Genomic DNA, 21,832 nt, shown 5'->3' on the forward strand with positions numbered 1-21,832 from the left:
AATTAGATCATGTGCTTTTTATCAACGGCTCGAATTTCAGGTACATTACGCATATACCCATAATAGTCTAAACCAAAACCAAACACCCATTCGTTTTCAACTTCTGTACCACAATAATCTGTTTTTAAAAGACCTCCTTTCTCACGTGGAGCTTTCTTATCTAGCATAACAGCAGTCAGCACACGTGCAGCACCTCGATCCTCGTAATAACGCTTAACTTCAGACAAAGTCAAACCACCATCTAAAATATCATCAAACAAAATAACCGTACGCCCTAATGGATCAATATTAGGTGTTTTTACCCAATTAAGCATGCTAGTTCCTGTATATTCATTACCATAACGACTGGCATGAATATAGTCAACCTGCAAAGGAAACCTTAAACGCTTAACAATTTCAGAAGTGATAAACAATCCTCCATTCATTACACACACTGCAATTGGATTATCTTTAATATGTGCTTGCGTAATTCCATTTGCAAGCTTACCAAATGCAAGTTCAAGTTCTTCTTTAGAAACAACTACATTCGAAGCATCAAAAACTTCTTTAATGAAATGAGGTGTGATTTGTGGCATTTGACGTGAAATTTTATTTATGAAAATTTCGGCTTATTCTATATGATTTCTTACGAAATGCGAACTAAAAAATGCTTAAATTCACTAACAAATCAAATCAATCAATTGACGAAAGTAATTGGGCAAAATGCCTCTATCATACCAACATAATGATGCCTCATGATCGTAGTAGTCATTAGGATTCAAAACAATTATCCTTCCTGGATCACAATATTGCTGATAAAACTGCTTAGTTACAACTGTATAACCTAACGACAATCCAACTAATTGTGCTAGCTGGTCAGGAGAGTTGACAAAGTGACGATCTTTACGTGCTAAGGTCAATAGTTGATACTTTTCCAAATAGCAAAAAGTAATGGTATCACTGGGATCAAAATCGATGATATTTTCGCTTGCAATAATATCACTCACAGTCCTTGATTGCCATTCTTTAGGCACGATTAGCACATAGCGCTCAGGTTGCAATGTTTTTATACACATCTCCTTTGAAACAAAATTATTATTAACGATTGCTAAGTCAACTTTTCCTGTTTTTAATAAATCATGTCTATTTTCAATATCTTGAATTTGTAAGTGAAAGCGAAGTTGTGGATAAGCTTTGGCAATTTTTGCAACAGGCTCAACAATACGCGTTTTCATAAGTGTGGAGGACGATACGATTTTAATCGGAATAATATTTTCACTCTGGTGCATATTTAGACTACGTAAATAAGTATTCTCAAGCTTTTGGATATCATGACAATAACGTAATAATATTTGCCCCTCTGATGTCAATTGCATGCCTTTGCGTGAACGAACAAAAAGTGACACATTAAGCTTTTCTTCTAATGACTTTATACGTTGAGTAACCGCTGTTTGTGTCAAGTGTAATACATCTGCTGCACTATGCACCGTACCAGCTTTTTCAACAGCAATAAATGCCTGTAATAACGGGCTTAAATTGATCATTAATCTCTCTTCTTAATTATTTATATTGAATTTAAGTTTCAGCAGTTTGCTATAAAAAACATCGTCTTTAACAAGCAATTTAAGAGTATTTAATATTACCTTTAGATGCAAAGTAAATACCAATAATAAGCATAATACTCCACACTACAAATGAGTGCTCAACATGAGTGATATTAAAGATTACACTGAAAATACCTGCCCAAAAGATAAAGCTTGCATTAAACGTTGTTCCCAAGCTTGCTCCAATGCGTTTGATCGCATGATAATATGCCAAATAAGAGCTAGAAGCTGACAACACACAACCAATCATAAGTAATGGTAAAAATAAATGACTCATCACTTGCCACGTCTGTACATAGTCCACAATCAATAATATGATCAAAATCAATAAATAACTTAAAGCAGAAGTACTTTGACGAATGGCTAACAACCAGGAAACATCTTGAGTTGAGGATTTTTGTGCAATTGAAAATAAGATTGATTCCATACCCCAACCAATCATCGCACAACTTGCAAAGATTAAACCAATTAGGATGTGCTCTGCACCTGAGCGTACACCTGTAATTGAGATAAACATGACAGCAATGACAGATAAAATAATACCAACGACTTTTACTTTGGTTGGTTTTTCACGTAATAAAATCATGGCAAATAATAAGGCGATAACAGGGTAACAAGATGTGACCACACCAGCGTAAACAGGTCCTGCATATGCTATACCCATAATACCCGCGACCATTCCTAAGGGTCCTGCACACATTGCTGCAATCACAAGTGGCCAAAAGTTTTGCAATGTTGTTTTACGCCAATTTTTTATTAAGCTACCACGTATATGATGATAAACAAAAATACCCAAACAAGAAAAACTATCTTGCATAAGCGACAACGCTAATGCAAAAACTAAAACTGCAAAAGTAGCTGTACTAAACAAAGCTTGCTCTGAGTAAATATTGGTTAAAACATCATTTAACCCCCAAAGCATACCTGAAATAATTCCTATAATAATTCCCAAAACCTCCCCCCTAGATTAACCTTCATCGTTGCCAGGTAAACGTTGATAATCTTCTAATTTATCTGGCATTTCAATGTCAAAATGACGATAAGCGTGCAAAGTTGCTACACGCCCTCTTGCAGTACGCATAATATAACCCTGTTGAATCAAATAAGGCTCAATCACATCTTCTATGGTTCCTCGCTCTTCAGATATAGATGCTGCAATGGTGTCTAAACCTACTGGTCCTCCTGAAAACTTGTCAATTAATGCTAATAAATAACGCCTATCCATTTGATCAAAGCCAACAGGGTCAACATTAATAAGTAATAAAGCTTTATCGGCAACTTTATGGTCAACAACTCCATGCGCTTTCACTTCTGCATAGTCTCGAACTCGACGTAAAAGCCTATTAGCAATTCTTGGTGTGCCACGCGCACGTTTCGCAATTTCTTTAGCTCCTGTTATTTTGATGCTTATTTGCATAAGTTTGGCTGATCGCATAATAATTTCAGTTAAATCATCAACTGAGTAAAACTCTAAGCGTTGTACAATCCCAAAGCGATCCCTTAAGGGTGATGTCAAAAGTCCTGCCCTTGTTGTTGCACCAACCAAAGTAAAAGGTGGAAGGTCAATTTTAATGGAACGTGCTGCTGGTCCTTCTCCGATCATGATATCCAGTTGATAATCTTCCATTGCAGGATAGAGCACTTCTTCAATCACAGGACTTAAACGATGAATTTCATCAATAAAAAGAACATCGTTTGCTTCTAAGTTCGTTAACAGTGCCGCCAAATCACCTGCTTTCTCCAACACAGGACCTGAGGTTTGTTTGAGTGAAACGTTCATTTCATTGGCAATAATATGTGAGAGTGTTGTCTTGCCCAAGCCAGGAGGACCAAAAATCAATACATGATCTAACGCTTCTTTGCGCTTTTTAGCAGCAGCAATAAATATCTCCATTTGTTCTTTAACAACAGGTTGACCGTGATAATCTGGTAATGTTTTTGGTCTTATTGCACGATCTATTTGATTATCTTCCATTTGCTTATTACCAGAGATAATACGATCTGTTTCTATCATATTTCTACATCATACTTAATATTGACTATATAAACAGAAGCCTAACACGTTTTAAAGACAAAAACGACGTGATTTTTAGCTTGTCTTATTTCACATTAGCTATCTGACATTAATAAACGCCTGTTCAAAACTATTTACTATAATCACGCTCTGAAAACTTGCTTTACTTGAAACGACTTATCCAGCACAACAAGATCCGCATCCATGCCAACTTGAATGTCGCCTTTCCGTTTATCAAAATTTAAACTTTTTGCTGCATTAAAACTCGACATCTTAACAAGCTCTTGCAAACTGCATGCACTAAACTTTAACATATTTTTTAAAGCGATATTCATAGTTAGTACACTCCCCGCAAGCACCCCATTCTCCAAACGAGCTTCACCATTTTTAACAATGACTTTTTGTCCCCCAAGTTCAAAAATACCTTCACCATATCCCTGGGCAGACATGGCATCGGTAACTAAAATAATTCCCTCTGCCTCTTTAATACAAAATGTCATCTTGACAATTTCAGGTGCTAAATGTACTCCGTCAACAATAAGCTCAGCAATCACTTTATTTGACATCAAAATCGCAGTTGCAGCACCTGGTTGCCGATGATCCACTCCACTCATTGCATTAAATAAATGAGTTGCTTGAGTAACGCCTTTGTCAATAGCATCAAGCGCACATGCAACACTACAATTAGTATGTCCAATTGAAGCAATCACACCATGTGTGTTACACCAGTCAATAATGTTGTTGGCACCTTCAACTTCAGGTGCGAGTGTAACCTTACGAATCGCATTTCGTGATAAGTTTTGCCAATGATTTAATTTTTCTAATGAGGCTTGTTGTAAATATACGGGATTTTGTGCTCCAATTTTTAAAGCTGAGATAAATGGTCCTTCTAAATGCACCCCCAGAACATTAGCAAAGTGGTGCTCATGTGAATATTGATAACCAAAATCAGCTACATTCGATAACGCATTTTCAATAGCTTCTTCAGTTTGTGTCATCGTAGTTGCCAAAAAACTTGTCACACCTTGACGATAAAGTGATGAACTTATGACTTTAAGTGCTTCTATTTCAGCATCCATTACATCACAACCATTTGAGCCATGAATATGGATATCGATAAAACCTGGCATGATTATATCACTTGCATGGTAATTAACTTTTGGTAAATATTTAAATCGTGTATTTATTTCCCCGAATGATACGATTTTACCATACTCAACAACGAGCTCACCTTCAATGATTTCAGATTTAGTGACAATTTTTGCACCACTTATTCGATAACTTTGCATATCTGCCCCATAAGTGTCATTTCTTGTAAAATTGCATCACCATATCCACATCTACTAACGTAAACGTCTTGCTTATATTGTAATGTCTTTATTGTAACTTTTTTATCAGACATGTACTAGTCTCTTAGTTAGATGTGAAAGTTCATTTTAACAATTTGATTTATAGCAGCAATCATTTGATATAAAAAACCTCTGTATACAATGAAAAATAAATTACCTTACTAGTTTACGATTTAGCACTTCTTTTAAAACTAAAGAGAATAAAGTTTAATTTAGCAGGCTATACTGTCGACTAATTCTATTTAAAATTCAATAATGACAATATATATAACTTATCTTTATTTAAGCACATGCAAACTTCTATCCGTAAAGTGTTACGTCAGATCAGAAAATCTATTCCAAGTATACAAAAAAATCACTTGGCATTAGCGCTTGCCAAGCAGTTTGAAATATACTTCCCAAAGCTTACAAACAAAAACATCGCAAGCTATTTTGCCACAGACGAAGAGATTTCGCCTTATTATATTAATCAGAGGCTTAAGGCTAAAAATAACCTACTTTACTACCCTATCCTTCACTCGTTTCATACTCGTCACTTATGGTTTAGTGTGGATACACAAAAATATGCAAGAAATAAATATCAACTATTAGAGCCTATTTTTTATGCTAACAACATACTTGCACCTTGGGAACTTGATATTATTATTATTCCTTTGGTTGGCTTTAATAAACACAAACAACGTATTGGAATGGGTGGCGGTTTTTATGACACAACACTACGCTACTGTAAAAAATTCAATAATGTTCAATTTATTGGTATTGCATTTGATGAACAACAGCATGATAGTGTTGCAATGAATTCTTGGGATATTACAATGGATGCTATTATTACTCCAACTAAAATTATCAATTGATGAACACTAATTCTAACTTACAAAAGCTCATCATCGACAGACTTACCAAAGCATTTGACCCTTCTATACTTGAACTGATTGATGAAACGCACAAACACCAAAAACACAAACACTTTCAAAGCGGAAAATTTCATTTTAAACTACGGATAGCTAGCCTAAAATTTGTTACACTTAGCACCATTAAAGCACACCAGGAAATCTACACTTGTTTAGGAGATCTGATGAAAGATCAAATCCATGCCTTATCCATTCATATTGAAAATAACTGAATAAACTGAATAAGAAGAGAAAATAATGCAAAAAATATCTGCTTTTATCAAAGCTGAATACGGAGTTGTGCTACCGATTATTCTTTTTATTTTGATCAATTTTATTTTTACAACGTTCAATCCACAAAATATTAGTCACTTTGTAACTGCAGTTACAACGTTTACTATATTTTGTGTAATGCTAATTTGTGCATTTAACGTCGTTAAACATGCTGATCGACTTGCTCATAAATTTGGTGAGCCTTATGGAACGATTATTCTGACGCTTTCGGTCATCTCAATTGAAGTAGCGCTTATTATTACAATGATGCTCATAGGAAAAGGAGATTCTACACTTGCAAGGGATACGATGTTTGCTGTTATCATGATTGCCGTCAATGGGTTTGCAGGCTTAAGTCTACTAACTGGAGGAATCAAACACAACACTCAAATGTATAATATTGAAGGTGCAAGTATCTATATATCTTTATTAATTTTACTGCTTAGCATTTGTCTAATTTTACCCAATTATACTGTTGCTACAGATGCAGGCACCTTCAATTTAAGTCAATCCATTATTGTCATTGTGGTATGTGTTATTTTGTACGCTAATTTTTTGGTGATGCAAACGATTACTCACAGTGATTATTTTCAATTTTCGCTTGATCATAAAAGTCAACAAGGTGAGCAGCATAGCTCGATGAGATCGGTATGTTATCACGTTACTTTACTTTTGATCGGTCTTATTGTGATGATTGCACTATCTAAAAATCTTGGAACTTTTTTAGAATATAGCATTCAAGAAGCAGGTCTCCCTAGTAAACTTGGTGGTTTTATCATCGCTCTTTTAGTGTTGACACCAGAAGGTGTCAGTGCCATTCAAGCTGCCTACAAGAATCAACTACAACGCTCGATTAACCTGTGTATGGGTTCAGCTGTTGCAACTATTTGCTTAACTGTGCCATCTGTAATTGTCATAAATTTAATTCTAGGGCACCCACTTATATTAGGTTTAAATAGTACATCCATCGTTATCTTAATGTTAACTTTTTTTATTAGCCTTATCACTTTTACCTCAAGGAGAACAAGTGTATTTAACGGCGTGGTACTATTAACTGTATTTGCCATTTATTTTGCTTTAATTTTTGATACCGCTCAACCCTTTGCTTAAACTATATACGCTTTACTTTGATTGGAGTATTTCAGCTATTCATGTCAAACGTATCAGTATATACTAACGTACGAATAAGCAACTATTTCTTAATAATGGTTATAATGTCAAAAAATAAACATAGTAAAAGTAGTAAACGTTGGCTGGATGAACATCATAACGATTATTATGTCAGCCAGTCCAAAAAAGAAGGTTTTCGCTCACGTGCAGCATACAAACTTATTGAATTACAAGAAAAGGATAAACTTTTTAAATTAGGTATGCAAATTGTTGACCTAGGTGCAGCACCAGGAGGCTGGTCACAGGTATTAACAAGCTTTGTCGGTGAAAAAGGGAAAGTATTTGCACTTGATATTTTGGAAATGGACCCTTTACCAGATGTAGTGTTTATTCAAGGAGACTTCACCCAAGATGAGTCATACGAAGAACTTATGAACTTAATTAAAGGGCAAACTGTCGATTGGGTGGTTTCAGATATGGCACCTAATATGAGTGGTAATCGAAGTACCGATCAAGCTAATGCTATGTATTTGGTTGAACTTGCATTAGATTTTGCACAAAGTGTATTAAAACCCAAAGGTAACTTTCTAGCTAAAGTCTTTCAAGGTGAGGGTTTTGAAATGTTTGTCAAAAACGTCCAACAACAATACCAAAAAGTTGTCATTCGTAAACCAGATGCTTCACGGACTCGCTCGCGTGAAGTTTATGTAATTGGATTTAATAAATGTTAAGAGAAATATAGATGGGTTACAGACTTTCAAAAATCTATACCAAAACAGGTGACAAAGGAAAAACCGCTTTATCAGATAATAAGCGGATTGATAAATGTACACCTATTATTGAAGTAATTGGTCAACTAGATGAACTAAATGCCGCTATTGGTGTTGTGGTATCCTTCTCTCATCACAACGATATCAATATACAATTACAAAACATTCAACATCAGCTTTTTAATATTGGTGGTGAGTTATCACATCCTCAATTTAGCCAATTAGCGGCTGAGAATATAACAATACTTGAACACTACATAGATAACTTTAACAGCCATCTCACACCACTTAAAGAGTTTATCCTACCAGGTGGCTCTAAGGCTTCTGCACTTTGTCATCAAGCACGAACTATTGCCAGAAGAGTAGAGCGTTGTTATGTTGCACTTAGTAGAAATGAACCTAAATTTACAAATCCATTGATTTTACAATTTTTAAACCGCCTATCGGATTATTTATTTGTACTTGCACGTTTTCTTAACCTTAAGGATAATCACAACGAAATACTATGGCAAAGTCATAGAAGTCAACCACAAGTAGATAATGAAATTATGTTAATTCCACAATCAAACGTCAAAAAGGACAAATAATGAAAATCATTATTTTAGGTGCAGGACAAGTCGGAAGCTCTCTAGCAAAAAACTTACAAAAAGATCACAATATCAGTGTGGTTGATGATAGACCTGAGCGCTTACGCCACATCCAAAACCATTTTGATGTTAAAACCGTATGCGGCTCTGCCTCTCATCCTAACGTCCTTGAAGAGGCAGGTGCTAATGATGCAGATATGATTATTGCTGTCACCAATAATGATGAAGTTAATATTGTAGCTTGCCAAATTGCATATAGCTTATTTAAAATTCCAACGAAAATCGCACGTCTTCGCAATAAAAACTATGCACGTTATCCGCAAATTTTCAATAATGATAATATTCCTATAGATATGATCATCAATCCTTCTGAGCTCGTTACTCAACGCTTAGTACGTTTAGTGGAACACCCTGGAAGCTTCCAGATCGTTGACTTTGCCAATGGGCGCATACAACTTGCAGGTAGTGAAATCTCTGAAGACTCCCCTTTGCATGGTATGAGTATTAAAGAATTTCGTCAAGAACTGCCAGATATTGACGCACGTATTGTTGCCATTTATCGCAAAAAACAGAATATTCTCATTTCAGCTGATACTATATTACAGAAGTATGATGACGTTTTCTTCATTGCTGAACGTATTAACATTCCTGCAATTTTGCGTGAGTTTCAACCACACCAAACTGCCTGCCGCAAGCTGTTTATTGCAGGAGGTGGAAACATTGGTATGGGACTTGCAAAAAAACTAGAAAATGATTATTTAGTTAAAATTATTGAAAACAATTATGAAAAATGCCATCTTGCTGCCGAGACTTTAAATAATACAACCGTTTTAGCAGGAGATGCTTCTGACGCTGAACTTTTAAATGCCGAAAGCATTGATGATACTGACTTGTTTTGTGCTGTTACCAATGATGATGAAGCAAATATTATGTCTGCAATGTTGGCAAAAAAAATGGGAGCTAAAAGCACAATTGCATTAGTCAATAGCCTAAGTTATGCTGAATTGGTTGATGAAACACAGACGATTGATCGAGCCATCTCGCCCCAGCGCATCACTATTGGTGTTATTCAAACTTATTTGCGTAAAGGAGACATGCTCAATATTTACTCACTTTATGGCGGTCAAGCTGAAGCAATGGAAATCGTTGTTCATGGTACAGTAGATAGCTCACCAATTGTTGGCAAAGCTATTAATGAACTGAACTTACCAAAGTCGATTATTATTGGTGGAATTGTGCGTGAGGATAATATCCTGATTGCCCATGACCATTATGTAATCAAATCAGGTGATCATGTGGTTGTGATCATCACAGATATGGATCATATCCGCACTATTGAAAAACTCTTTCAGGTGTTACCTGTTTTTCTATAAGTGCCATTAATCATTTTAACCATTAGGTATAAGCAAGCTTCCAATAATAGAGCATTCCAAAATGGAAAGTTAATAGACTTTCTTCTGCTTTTTTTATATGATGTGCACTAGATTATTTTATGAACGTTTATGTCTTTATAGCTTAAACTTCAAGCAACCAAAATTGAAAGAAAAATAGATTCTTATGATGTTTTATCCACACACTTTTGATGTCATCGTCGTTGGTGGCGGACATGCAGGAACGGAAGCTGCTGCTGCTGCTGCTCGTATGGGAGCAACTACTTTATTGCTAACGCATAATATTGAAACACTAGGGCAAATGTCCTGTAATCCTGCAATTGGGGGCATTGGGAAAGGACATCTTGTCAAAGAAATCGATGCTTTAGGCGGTATCATGGCTAAAGCAATTGACAAATCTGGTATTCAATTTCGTACCTTAAATGCCCGTAAAGGTCCTGCTGTGCGTGCAACACGTGCTCAAGCTGATAGAACACTTTATAAGTTAGCCATACGCAACATCCTTGAAAATCAAAAAAACCTATCCATTTTCCAACAACCTGTTGATGACCTAATCATAGAAAATGATCAAGTGACAGGTGTTGTTACCCAAATGGGATTAAGCTTTCGAGCCAAAACTGTTATTCTAACTGTTGGTACGTTTTTAGGTGGAAAGATCCATATTGGATTTAATAATTACCAAGGTGGACGCGCTGGTGACCAACCAGCTAACGCATTAGCACAAAAATTGCGTGCTTTAACGTTTAATGTTGCGCGTCTTAAAACAGGCACCCCTCCTAGAATTGATAAGCGCACAGTTGATTTTTCTGTTATGGCGATTCAAGCTGGAGATGATCCTATTCCATATTTTTCATTTTTTAGTAAAGGTGATGAACACCCCATACAGGTGCCTTGTCATATCACCTACACTAACCTTAAAACGCATGACATTATTCTTAAAAACCTAGATCGCTCCGCAATGTATGGTGGAATGATCGATGGGATAGGACCCCGTTATTGCCCTTCTATTGAGGATAAGGTGGTGCGCTTTGCTGATAAAGATCGACATCAAATCTTTGTTGAGCCAGAAGGCTTAGACAGTATTGAGCTCTATCCAAACGGAATGTCAACGTCGTTACCATTTGATGTGCAACTTGAGTTTATCCGAAGTATTAAAGGCTTTGAGAACGCTTATATCACGCGTCCAGGTTATGCTATTGAATATGATTTTTTTGATCCTCGTGGACTCCTACCAAGTTTGGAAACCAAACGTGTTGAAAATTTATTTTTCGCAGGACAAATTAATGGCACAACAGGTTATGAAGAAGCTGCTGCTCAAGGCGTAATCGCAGGATTAAATGCTGCATTAAAAGTCCAAAAAAAACCAAGCTGGTCACCAAAAAGAAATGATGCCTATATAGGTGTGCTAATTGATGATTTAATAACAAAAGGGACACAAGAACCTTATCGCATGTTTACTTCACGTGCCGAGTATCGCTTGGTTTTGCGTGAGGATAATGCAGATGCACGTTTATGTCTAAAAGCCATTGAGCTTGGTTTATTAAGTGAAGAAGACAAGCGTAATTTTTTAGCCAAGTTACAAACAATTGAAGTAGAAACTGCACGCTTAAAGTCGGTATGGATTTCGCCTAAGAGTACTAAAGCAGAAAAACTAGAAGTGTTATTAGGTAAGCCAATGAGTAAAGAAAGTAATTTATTTGACTTATTAAAGCGTCCTGAACTTGACTATCAAAGTCTTACTAATATTACCGAGTTAGGTGAGTTTATAGATCACACCCAAGCAATTGAGCAAATTGAAATTTCAGCTAAATACGCAGGCTATATTGATAGACAAAATGAAGAAATTCTAGTAATGCAAGCACTAGAAAACGCACATATTCCAAAAGATTTCGACTACCAAAAAGTTTCAAGTCTATCTAATGAAGTCAGGCAAAAGCTAGACAATCAACGCCCATCCACTTTAGGAGAAGCATCTCGTATTCAAGGTATAACGCCAGCCGCAATTTCACTGTTAACGATTTACATGAAAAAACTTGGTTTCATAAAAAAACAAGACATACCAACTATCTAGGGAGAAACAATGATCTGGCAAAACATAAAACTCAGTATCAAAAGTATTCTTGTTGCCAGTATGATTTTACTTATTATAGGCTGTGCTACAACTGCAAAATACAGGGCCATTTTAGATCAATGGCATGAACAGTCTATTGATGATTTTGTTCACATGTGGGGTTATCCAAATAATACACTTAAACTTGAGGATAATAAGACAGCTTATGTCTATAGTGACAAACAAATTGTCAGTACCCCTCTTAACCAAATGCCAACAAATATTACAACTGTTCAAAATGGAAATAATACAACCATAATTTCAACACCTGGTGCGATTATTGGAGGTCAAACCTATTCCTTATCCTGTACAACGTGGATTGTATTTGATAACAAAACAAAAAAAATTGTCAATACAACCTTTCGAGGTAATAACTGTATTGCTTATTAATTCTATCTTTAATTTTTAAATAAAATTTAAACGCTTTAATTTCATCCTAATTTTAAAGGCTACAAAATGGATTGCCAAAATAAGAAAACATCGACTTATTAATTTCATTAAAGCTAAAATATAGAATTAATTACCATTTTTTATGATAAATATGTTTTTAGCATGGAAATACTGCAACTTTTTAAATATAATCGGCTTTAAAGTGATCATTAAGCATTTATGAAATTGCTTTGTGATTTTTTGGGAGAACCATTAATAAACGGTGATGAGAGAGAAAAATGAAAGAAGACAATGTTATTTTATTAGTTAGTACAAATCAAGATGATATAATAGCGCTAGAAAATTTACTTCAACGTTATTTGTTCCAAACAATAGCATGCTCATCGGGCGCTAATGCCCTAGAAATCTTGAGCACTCACAAAAATATTAAACTTGTTATATTGGACGTCTTATTACCAGATATGTATGGTATCGAAGTTTGCAAAAACATTCGTGAACGCAATCCTAATATGGCTATTATTTTTGTTTCAAAAATAACAGATGCTACAGAAGTTGTTTTATGCTTTGAAGCAGGAGCTGATGACTATATTGAAACTCCTTATAATCAGCATATACTTATGGCACGCATTAAATCAAAACTCCGTGACCGCAATACACATCATACACCTTATGCAATCACTGGTTCTGTCAAAATTGATGAGCTTAACATTAATGATTATATGCAAATTCAATTTGGTAAATGGGCTTACTATCCGCGTAAATCTTTGGTAACCCATCCAGATCAAGATGAAATTTACTTAACTGATAAAGAAGGTGCTCTGCTTAAGTTATTACTTTCTGATCCAAGCAAAACTTTTATGCGCGAAGAAATTGCCAAATATTTGAACCTTAACATAAAAGAAAGCATGATACGTGATGTTAATATCCACGTTCATCGTTTACGTAATAAACTGACTCAAGGACACAACTCAAGCTCACCGATTAAGGCTGTGCGTTCTCAAGGTTATACACTTGATTCTTATTTAACTTATATCTATGACGGCAAAGAGGTTTCCTGCTTATAATCTTTGGTTTTTTTAATGAGGGAGCTCTGTCTTCGTGTACAGAGTAGCTTAACATATGACTGTGTTATAATTTATAGTTGTAACGTATTTGTCACATATTTTATAAAATGTACAAACTATCAAATCAGAAATGAACTTGCTGTGGAAATTGGTTATTGTAAAAAAAGTCATTTAAACAATAACGTATCTGCCGCCCTGTCCAATCCTTTACTCGCACTCAGACACGTTTTTAAGTACGCCCCTATTCAATTAAAAGCACTTGAATTTTAACGTATAGACAACCTGTTTTTATTGAGCAAGAAAACTAGAGAACGAGATAAAATAAGACTAATCCCATCGTGGTGATTCTCTTAAAACCCACTTTCTTTGACCCATAAAATAAGGATTTGTTGCCATAAACTTGCAGCTAAAGACTTTCTTGCAATATTAATAAAGACTTTACCTCGAATGACGTGGGACAAATTATATTGAGGTGAAGCCGTTGGCTTTAATAATAAAAGGAAAATGCTTTCCTGAGGAGTCAGTTTTCCTTCATTGTCAGGCTTTACTGCAATGCTACCACCAAAGATTGAAGCGTGATATGTGCTAAGAGGAACTGCTTTATGAATATAGCTAAGGTTAGCCTTATTTTGATTTTGTGACAGTAATAGACTTGCATGGGAGCTTATGATTTGCGTAATAATCACAGGAGTTTTAGTAAAATCGATGTTTTCAGGTACGAAATATCCGCTTTGATTATTGGTGAGTTTATCGTATTTTTTGGTATCGATATAAGCATGAAGTTGAATTTGATCTTTATTGACAAGCATCATTAGTGCTTGTTTGGCTTTTAGCCATGCTCCAATTTGTAAATCTTCAGATAATGACTCTACAACCCCATCGAATGGTGCATAAAAGTACAATTTTTCCTGTTCTTTTTGTAATTGATTAAGCTCTGTTTGAGTTTGACTGATTTGAGTCATAAGAACTTGTTGTTGTTCAAGCTGAGTTTGAAAATGGACGATATTACGTTGTTGCCACTTAAGTTGTATAAGCTTTTGTTTAGTTTGTACAATTTTAAAATTTAACTTATCAGATTCTAGAACTGCTAAAAGCTCACCTTTCTTGATTGTTTGTCCTTTTTTAACGTATATATTGACGACTTTTGCACCTATCTCAGTGTAGAGGGTTTGTGTTTGATATGACATGGTAGCAGGTAAGGAAATTTGGCTTTGCCAAGGGGTGAAAAAAATCAATATGAGTAACAATAGGATAGAAGTTAAAATAATAGTATGCTTATTAAGTTTAATTCTGCTTTTAATGGTCCACCAAACCTTTAATTCACGATAAATAGGATGTAAGATAAAATAAATGATTTCAATTGCAAAAAGGATAATCCCTAGTGCTTTAAAAAATAGGTGATAAACCATTAAAGCAATACCAAAAAATAGAAAAAAACGATAAATCCAATTTAGAATTGCATAAGTGATGAGGATGTGTTGCCTAGAGATATTAAAATATTCTGGCATCGGTGCATTTAGTCCAAAGAGTATTTCTCTGATTTTCCATCTTGTTAGAGCAAAACTTCTGGTTTGAAGGTTTCGCATACTCAAAATATCAGATAGAACATGATAGCCATCAAACCTTAAAAAAGGACTGATATTGATCAAATAGGTTGTCATTAAGCTATATGTTGCAAGAAAGAAACAGATACTTTTAAGTGCGCCTTCTGGAAATAGAAGCCATGCCCACAAAGCAAAAATAGCTATATAAGTTTCTGTAATAACGCCAGCTAGTGCAATCGTAATACGTTCTTTCGGGTCGTTGACTTTCCAGCTTTCCCCTGTGTCAGTGTAAAGCATAGGGAACATAACAAGAAAGGCAACTCCCATTACAGGCACGTTAAGAGCAAATTTTTTACACATTAAAGCATGACCTAGTTCATGGCAGCTTTTGGCAAAAATTAACGCAATGGCATAAAGTAAAATATATTCAATTGAAAATAAAGCAAAAAAAGTATTGGTAAACTGATCCCATTCGCGCAAAGTAAAGATAAGTGCAAATATTCCAAGAAATGTCATGATAAAAGCAAACGTTTTACCAAGCATAAAGCGAAAATAAGGATAGATTCTATCTAAAAACTTATTAGGTTTAACAAGTGGAACTCGAAAGAATAAATAATTTTTAACAAGCCATAAAAACCAGTTACTCTTTTTAAGAGATTGAATTTTATTGATACTTTTTAATATGGGGTAGTTTTGCTCAATTAGGCAGTTTTGTGATAAAAACTTAAGCATTTGACTTAAATCTTCTTCAGAAATTTGTGCTAAGGATTTACTTTTTATATCTTTAATAAACTCAGCAGGTGGGACGCTTTGCCAATAGTGTAAAATTTCATGTTCTTTCCAACCTAAATGAAAAAAGCGATTATTTAATGTGTCTTGAACAATCCAAGTTGGGCTGTTATTAAAATCCATACCTCCTTTCTCTAAGGTAACTCCTAAGCGAAGGGGTGGAAGTATTTCTGGTAGTTCTGTCATATTTTGCATTTGCATAGTGTTACCACCCAAAGAATTGTCTTAGCGTTGTGATCGGTTTTCTAAATAAGTAATAGAATAAACTTACATTTTCCCCCATCAACTTGGCGGTTCCTTGACTACCAATTTTAGGAAGTGATTGATTGGAATCAAGGTAAGCAATGACTTGATAAGCAAGCACTTGAGAAGGTGTAATAGTAGCTTCGAAACTTGAATATTCAATTATGCCATAAACAGGGTTAAGTGGATCAGCATTTAAAAATAGCTTAACTTTATCACCCTTTTGAAAGTTAATTGCATCAGATACAGGTAACCAAATTTCGATTTCGATTTGATTAGGAATAGCAACTTGCATAACGTTTTCACCCGTGACAACTGGTTTACCAATCCATTGATTGGGAGTGTCAATAATAGCGATACCATCTATTGTGCTTCTTACATAAGATTCTTCAATCAAATGACGCGTATAATTAACCTCTAATGCTTTTTCTTGCATTTGAGCTTGTAAAACTTGAATTTCAGCACGTTTTTCTATGTCCTGGTAACTACTTTGAACAGCTGTTTTGTATTTTGCTGTTGCAGTGGCAAGTTCTTTTTGAGCAAGCTCATTAGCATTGACTAAATCACGCTTATCCATATCAAACAAAATTTCGCCTCTACGCACATATTGCTCAGGCATGACAGCAATATTTTCAATTACGCCTTCCATTGGTACAGTAATAATTGCAGGATCCTTGGCAATAATAGAAGCAGGTGCTAAAACGCTTTGTGGTACACGAATGAACATAGCACTCAGAATGATAACAATGAACAACCAAACAAGGCGTCTTCGTTTGCTTTTGAAGTAATATTTAATTCTGCCCAACAAGCCATTTGGTTTGCTTAAGTGTGACCATGCTTGATTGTATGAAAGAGAAATCCAATCGAATTGTTTTAGTTCATTTTCATTTAACATATCTGGGTTTAATAGAATGACCCCACCAATAATATCTTTATTAAGGTTGCGAAAGAAATAGATATGAGCATACTTTGCAAGTGGTTCAAGCCATCTTGTTGCAACAGCTTCTGCTACATCATCAATATTTAGAATCAGTAGATCTTTACTTTGATCATAATGGGTAATAATTTTGCTAATAAATTGATTAGCTGAAATTTGATAAGGACTGGTACCGTTGAGTTGGGTGATACCTGAGACACTCAAAATTTTTATGTTTTTATTTTGCCAAGAACTCCACACAATAGCACGTTGATATTCAGCAACAAGTTTGGTTTGGTGCGCGATAAAAAAAGCAAGTTCATTTAAAGTGTGGATTTCACGCATTTCTTGTTGTAAAGAGAGTAAATTAGCTAATACATCTTTCATTTTTAACCCTCTTTTCTATCAGTCACTTTATTTATTTTAAAATGAGCAATTCCACTCATACCTGAGAAAAGCATATCCGTGTTGAGAGTGGATGATTCATCATTTTTAACAAGTTTGCCATAAACTAAAATTGATTGGCTTGCTGGATCTATTTGACTAACAATTTTAATAACTTGACCAGTAAGTTTTATATTAGGTAGCTCCTCTAACATTAAACTAAAGTTCGTCCCAATATGAATTTTGCTTAACCATGAAGACGGTATGTACATTTTGACTTCAAGCTCTCGATTATCAACGATTTCAAGCAATGGATCATCTGTTTTAACCATTTCATTTTCTTGAGCGGATTGATGAACGACTTCACCGTTATAAGGTGCAATAATTTGGCATTGACGTTGCTGGAATAAAATGATATCGAGGTCGGCTTTAGCAATCTCAGACTGACTTTTTGCTTTTGCCAAATCCATTTTACTGGCTGAGTTTAGACGCATAAGTTCAGTTGTACTTTGTAATAAAGCATCAGCCGCCTCAAGCTCAGCGCGAGCACGTAGCATTTTGAGGTCAATTTCTTCACAATCAAATTGTAAAAGTACCTCTCCTTTTTTAAAGACATCTCCTGGTCGAAAATAAATTTTTTGAATAGTCCCTGTCATTGGACTAGAAAGAGAAGCTTTGTTAATTGGGAAAACAGAGGCATATGTGCTTTGTTCGCCGGCATCGGTAAGTTGTTGAAAAGGGGTTATGCCATAAGAAAAACTAAGCAACATAAACAAGGAGATAAATAAACTGCATGATTTCATAATCGTGACTTCCTTTTATTTGAGGCAGTTTTAATATGATTATTAGTTTAGATCAGCGTTTTTATTTGTACAATAGAAAATAACTTTTTGTTATGTAAGTATTTAGCGATAATCATACATATAGGCGCATATTTAATACGTTTTTCTCTTAAGATGGAGTATGCTAGTATGAGTTCTAACAAATGTCGATAATGCAAAATAAGGATAAATAATGCAAGTTAAAGGTTTCAGTTTAGCAACACGTGTCATTCATATGATTGGCTTTGAAATATTTGCTATTGTTATTTTCGCACCTTTAGCTGCTTTTATATTAGATAAGGGAATAATAGAAATAGGTGCTTTAGGCATATTCACTTCGCTTATTGCTATGTTTTGGAACTTTATTTATAACTGGGTGTTTGACGTTTGGGAAGTGCGACTTGGCAAGGATAGGTTTAACCGTAGCGTGATAACAAGATGTATACATGTATTATTGTTTGAATTAGGTCTTTTTATTGTCACCATTCCACTTGTTGCATTTTGGTTAGATATGACACTTTTGCAAGCGTTTTTAATTGATATTGCTTTTGTGGCTTTCTTTTTAATCTATGCTTTTGTTTATAACTGGATATTCGATCTTCTATACTTAAAACTTGTACGCAAAGTAAGCATTTAAATTTGTATAAAATAATCATTATTTAGCACCTTTAGTGTTACCATCTTACGATTATCAAAAACCTATCAGTAGGAAAAATGATGCGAATTTTAGTTGTAGAAGACGATATTATGTTAGGTGAAGGAATAGTTGAAGGCTTAAAGCAGCATAACTACGCTGTAGATTTGATGCAAGATGGGAAAATGGCAGAAATGGCATTAGATACTGAACCGTATGATGCAGTTGTTATGGATATTGGCTTACCTTTTAAAGATGGCATTTCGATTGTAAAAAGCATACGTGCTAAGGGAAACTCAGTTCCAGTTTTACTATTAACCGCGCGTGATGCAATCGATGATCGTGTGCGTGGATTAGATTCAGGCGCTGATGATTATTTAACAAAACCCTTTGATTTATCAGAGCTTTTAGCAAGAATGCGTGCATTGGTACGTCGTTCAGCTGGACGGAGCGATCCTAAAATTAAGTTTGAAGAGTTAGAGCTTGATCCTGCAGCACAAACTGTAACAGTAAGCGGTGAGTTTGTAAAACTTTCAAGAAGAGAATTTGCGTTACTTGAATGCTTGTTAGAAAATACAGGAAAGGTGGTTTCTAAAACGAAGTTGCTTGAAAAATTATATGGTTGGGATGAAGAAGTAGATTCTAATACCCTAGAAGTACATATTCATAATGTACGTAAGAAAATTCAGAATAAATATATAAAAACGTTACGAGGCGTTGGTTATATTGTACAAAAACCAACAGCATAAGCAATAAACCAAGTAAATCAGTGGACTTTAGACATAAAATCATTGAAGATAACCACCATTGATTTGATGGTGTTTATTCTTTAGGTTATGAACTTACAACTGCTGACTCAAAAGGGTGCACTGAGCTTAAGTGCAGTTAATAATATTATTAAGCTTCTTGATGAAGGTGCAACGATTCCGTTTATTGCACGTTATCGCAAAGAAGCAACCGATGGTATAACGGATGCCCAGCTTCGTGATTTTTATGCGCAATATCAATATTTACAAAAACTCGATGTGCGTAGAGAAGAAATTATCAATATTTTACAAGAGCGTGAACTTTACAATAATGAGTTACAAACTGTATTACACAATGCGCAAACCTTGACTGATCTTGAAGATATTTACCAACCTTTTAAGCAAAAGCGTAATACTCGCGCTCAGCTAGCTATTGATAAAGGGCTACAAGCATTAGCTGACCGACTTATGAAAGCTTATGATAGTATTGATGATTTTTATGAGCAAGCGGCACGGTTTGTAAAAGAAAAAGTGACTACTGTTGAAGAAGCTATTCAAGGTGCTATGGATATTGCAGCAGAATACTATGCGGATAATCCTAAAGAACGTGCCTTTGTTCGCGATCAAGTGTCACAATTTGGTCAAATGCAGATTAAAATAACAAGAAGCTGTGATAAGAATGGTAACTTTTTCCAATTTGATCAATATCAGTCAAATATTAATAAGATTCCAGCTCATAGATTATTGGCGATTTTTAGAGGCGTTACTGAAAAAGAATTAAGCCTTAAGATTGAAATTGATCATGAACGTTACAAAGAAAATATGGAGCGTCATAAACTACCTAAAAATGCAGCTGGTGTATCTTCAATTTTGCTTGATGCCTATTATGATGGTTATAAGCGTTTGTTGTATCCTGCTATTGAGCGCGAGATCATAAATGATTTAAAAGAAAAAGCCGAAAGTTCAGCGATGAATGTTTTTGCTGGAAATTTAGCTCAGTTATTAATGACTCCAGCTGTTCAATCACAAGCGATTTTAGGTGTTGATCCTGGTTTTAAAACAGGCGCTAAGCTTGCGGTGATTAACCAAGAAGGAATGTATCTTGATCATGCAGTTATTTATCCTGTGGCACCTTTTAATAAGGTTCAAGAGGCAAATGCTGTTGTTACTAAATTAGTCAATAAATATAAAATTGATACCGTTGCGATAGGTAATGGGACAGCTTCAAGAGAATTACAAGACTTTTTTGCTCAGTATAATAAAGCGCTAAAAGTGGGACTTCGTTATACAGTGGTATCAGAAGCAGGTGCTTCAGTTTATTCAGCTTCAAAGCTTGCAGAAGAGGAATATCCAGATTTAGATGTAACAATCAGGGGTGCTATTTCTATTGCTCAACGTTTACAAAACCCAATGGCAACACTTGTTAAGATTGACCCTAAGTCCTTAGGTATTGGTCAATATCAGCACGATGTTGATCAAAAAAAATTAGCACAAAAGTTACATGATATCACTGAAGCCGTGGTAAATAATGTGGGTGTCAATCTGAATACGGCCTCTTATGTTTTATTGTCGTATGTATCAGGTATAAATACACGTTTGGCAAAAGAAATTGTCAGTTATCGTAATAAATATGGTGCTTTTACAAGTGTTGAAGAATTAAAAAAAATCAAAGGATTGGGCGACAAAACATTTGAACAATGTTCAGGTTTTATGCGTATCCCAAATGCCAAAAACATATTAGATAACACTGGTGTTCATCCTGAAAATTATAGTGTTGCAACAGCGGTTCTTAAAGAGATATCAAATGGGAAGTTTGAGCAAATAAACATTGTAAGTTTTGCTAAGCGATATAATATTGGCGAAGAGACTTTAAAGGATATTATTAAAGAACTTAAAAAGCCAGGATTTGATCCTCGTAATGAACTACCAGCTGTGAGCTTTAGTGCGAATGTACTGACGATTGAAAATTTACAAGTTGGGACATCTGTATCAGGTGTAGTACGCAATATCACAGACTTTGGGGTTTTTGTGGATATTGGTTTAAAAAATGATGGGATGATCCACATTTCTGAATTAAGCCAAAAGCGTGTTAATCATCCTACAGAAATCGTAAGCTTAAATGAGCAATTATCAGGAGTTAAAGTGATTTTTGTTGATGTTGAGCGCCAACGTGTGGGGTTAAGTTTAAAATAAGGTAAGTTTAGATATTATGACCCTTTTCTTA

The 21,832-nt window shown here is 35.1% G+C and carries 20 protein-coding genes; 12 read left to right on the forward strand and 8 right to left on the reverse strand.

Features of this window, described 5'->3' with window-relative positions; translation table 11 throughout:
* Positions 1-2: 2 nt before the first annotated feature.
* The 5 genes from DNJ77_RS06085 to nagA form a co-directional block, all read right to left on the reverse strand.
* Positions 3-575 (reverse strand): hypoxanthine-guanine phosphoribosyltransferase, encoded by a 573-nt coding sequence (locus DNJ77_RS06085; RefSeq protein WP_116964104.1) that lies wholly within the window; start codon positions 573-575, stop codon positions 3-5.
* 84 nt (positions 576-659) lie between these two features.
* On the reverse strand, positions 660-1,523 hold the full coding sequence (locus DNJ77_RS06090) for a LysR family transcriptional regulator (RefSeq protein ID WP_116964105.1): 864 nt from the start codon (positions 1,521-1,523) through the stop codon (positions 660-662).
* Positions 1,524-1,602: 79 nt separating this feature from the next.
* Positions 1,603-2,535, reverse strand: coding sequence for a DMT family transporter (locus DNJ77_RS06095; protein ID WP_157966618.1), 933 nt, complete (start codon positions 2,533-2,535; stop codon positions 1,603-1,605).
* A 15-nt stretch (positions 2,536-2,550) separates the two neighbouring features.
* Positions 2,551-3,597 carry a Holliday junction branch migration DNA helicase RuvB gene (ruvB, locus tag DNJ77_RS06100; protein WP_116964107.1) on the reverse strand — a complete coding sequence of 349 codons (1,047 nt, stop codon included), beginning with the start codon at positions 3,595-3,597 and terminating at the stop codon, positions 2,551-2,553.
* Positions 3,598-3,740: 143 nt separating this feature from the next.
* The gene (gene nagA / locus DNJ77_RS06105) at positions 3,741-4,886 is read right to left on the reverse strand and encodes an N-acetylglucosamine-6-phosphate deacetylase (protein WP_116964108.1); all 1,146 of its coding nucleotides are present in this window, start codon (positions 4,884-4,886) and stop codon (positions 3,741-3,743) included.
* A gap of 350 nt (positions 4,887-5,236) precedes the next feature.
* Here nagA and DNJ77_RS06110 point away from each other — a divergent pair, with 350 nt between their 5' ends.
* The 9 genes from DNJ77_RS06110 to DNJ77_RS06150 all read left to right on the forward strand — a co-directional run bounded on the left by DNJ77_RS06110 (position 5,237) and on the right by DNJ77_RS06150 (position 13,531).
* Positions 5,237-5,800 carry a 5-formyltetrahydrofolate cyclo-ligase gene (locus tag DNJ77_RS06110; protein WP_116964109.1) on the forward strand — a complete coding sequence of 188 codons (564 nt, stop codon included), beginning with the start codon at positions 5,237-5,239 and terminating at the stop codon, positions 5,798-5,800.
* The gene (locus DNJ77_RS06115) at positions 5,800-6,069 is read left to right on the forward strand and encodes a BolA family protein (protein ID WP_116964110.1); all 270 of its coding nucleotides are present in this window, start codon (positions 5,800-5,802) and stop codon (positions 6,067-6,069) included. Before DNJ77_RS06110 ends, DNJ77_RS06115 begins: the two co-directional genes overlap by 1 nt.
* 25 nt (positions 6,070-6,094) lie before the next feature.
* Positions 6,095-7,219: a calcium:cation antiporter gene (locus DNJ77_RS06120; RefSeq protein WP_116964111.1), complete on the forward strand. Its 1,125-nt coding sequence runs from the start codon at positions 6,095-6,097 to the stop codon at positions 7,217-7,219.
* Between the two features lie 104 nt (positions 7,220-7,323).
* Positions 7,324-7,950: a 23S rRNA (uridine(2552)-2'-O)-methyltransferase RlmE gene (rlmE, locus tag DNJ77_RS06125; RefSeq protein ID WP_116964112.1), complete on the forward strand. Its 627-nt coding sequence runs from the start codon at positions 7,324-7,326 to the stop codon at positions 7,948-7,950.
* A gap of 11 nt (positions 7,951-7,961) precedes the next feature.
* On the forward strand, positions 7,962-8,576 hold the full coding sequence (locus tag DNJ77_RS06130) for a cob(I)yrinic acid a,c-diamide adenosyltransferase (protein ID WP_116964113.1): 615 nt from the start codon (positions 7,962-7,964) through the stop codon (positions 8,574-8,576).
* Positions 8,576-9,949, forward strand: a complete 1,374-nt coding sequence (trkA, locus tag DNJ77_RS06135) for a Trk system potassium transporter TrkA (RefSeq protein ID WP_116964114.1) — start codon at positions 8,576-8,578, stop codon at positions 9,947-9,949. The genes DNJ77_RS06130 and trkA overlap by 1 nt, the downstream gene beginning before the upstream one ends.
* Before the next feature lie 187 nt (positions 9,950-10,136).
* Entirely contained in the window at positions 10,137-12,038 is a 1,902-nt protein-coding gene (mnmG, locus tag DNJ77_RS06140) for a tRNA uridine-5-carboxymethylaminomethyl(34) synthesis enzyme MnmG (protein ID WP_116964115.1), read from the forward strand.
* Between the two features lie 9 nt (positions 12,039-12,047).
* Positions 12,048-12,467, forward strand: a complete 420-nt coding sequence (locus DNJ77_RS06145) for a hypothetical protein (RefSeq protein WP_116964116.1) — start codon at positions 12,048-12,050, stop codon at positions 12,465-12,467.
* 278 nt (positions 12,468-12,745) lie between these two features.
* Positions 12,746-13,531, forward strand: coding sequence for a response regulator transcription factor (locus DNJ77_RS06150; RefSeq protein WP_116964117.1), 786 nt, complete (start codon positions 12,746-12,748; stop codon positions 13,529-13,531).
* 350 nt (positions 13,532-13,881) lie between these two features.
* Here the strand turns inward: DNJ77_RS06150 and DNJ77_RS06155 are convergent, their stop codons facing one another.
* From DNJ77_RS06155 to DNJ77_RS06165, 3 genes are read right to left on the reverse strand one after another with little or no spacing between them, the layout of a single operon-like run.
* On the reverse strand, positions 13,882-16,065 hold the full coding sequence (locus tag DNJ77_RS06155) for a biotin/lipoyl-containing protein (protein ID WP_116964118.1): 2,184 nt from the start codon (positions 16,063-16,065) through the stop codon (positions 13,882-13,884).
* A 4-nt stretch (positions 16,066-16,069) separates the two neighbouring features.
* Entirely contained in the window at positions 16,070-17,410 is a 1,341-nt protein-coding gene (locus DNJ77_RS06160; protein WP_116964119.1) for an efflux RND transporter periplasmic adaptor subunit, read from the reverse strand.
* Positions 17,411-17,412: 2 nt separating this feature from the next.
* Entirely contained in the window at positions 17,413-18,210 is a 798-nt protein-coding gene (locus DNJ77_RS06165) for an efflux RND transporter periplasmic adaptor subunit (RefSeq protein ID WP_116964120.1), read from the reverse strand.
* Between the two features lie 211 nt (positions 18,211-18,421).
* Between DNJ77_RS06165 and DNJ77_RS06170 the strand changes: the two genes are divergently transcribed.
* The 3 genes from DNJ77_RS06170 to DNJ77_RS06180 all read left to right on the forward strand — a co-directional run bounded on the left by DNJ77_RS06170 (position 18,422) and on the right by DNJ77_RS06180 (position 21,801).
* Entirely contained in the window at positions 18,422-18,865 is a 444-nt protein-coding gene (locus tag DNJ77_RS06170) for a PACE efflux transporter (protein ID WP_116964121.1), read from the forward strand.
* 80 nt (positions 18,866-18,945) lie between these two features.
* Positions 18,946-19,611: a response regulator gene (locus tag DNJ77_RS06175; protein WP_116964122.1), complete on the forward strand. Its 666-nt coding sequence runs from the start codon at positions 18,946-18,948 to the stop codon at positions 19,609-19,611.
* A gap of 87 nt (positions 19,612-19,698) precedes the next feature.
* The gene (locus DNJ77_RS06180) at positions 19,699-21,801 is read left to right on the forward strand and encodes a helix-hairpin-helix domain-containing protein (protein ID WP_116964123.1); all 2,103 of its coding nucleotides are present in this window, start codon (positions 19,699-19,701) and stop codon (positions 21,799-21,801) included.
* The last annotated feature ends 31 nt before the right edge of the window (positions 21,802-21,832 follow it).

It is taken from the genome of Fastidiosibacter lacustris (assembly GCF_003428155.1).
Lineage (GTDB): Bacteria > Pseudomonadota > Gammaproteobacteria > Francisellales > Francisellaceae > Caedibacter > Caedibacter lacustris.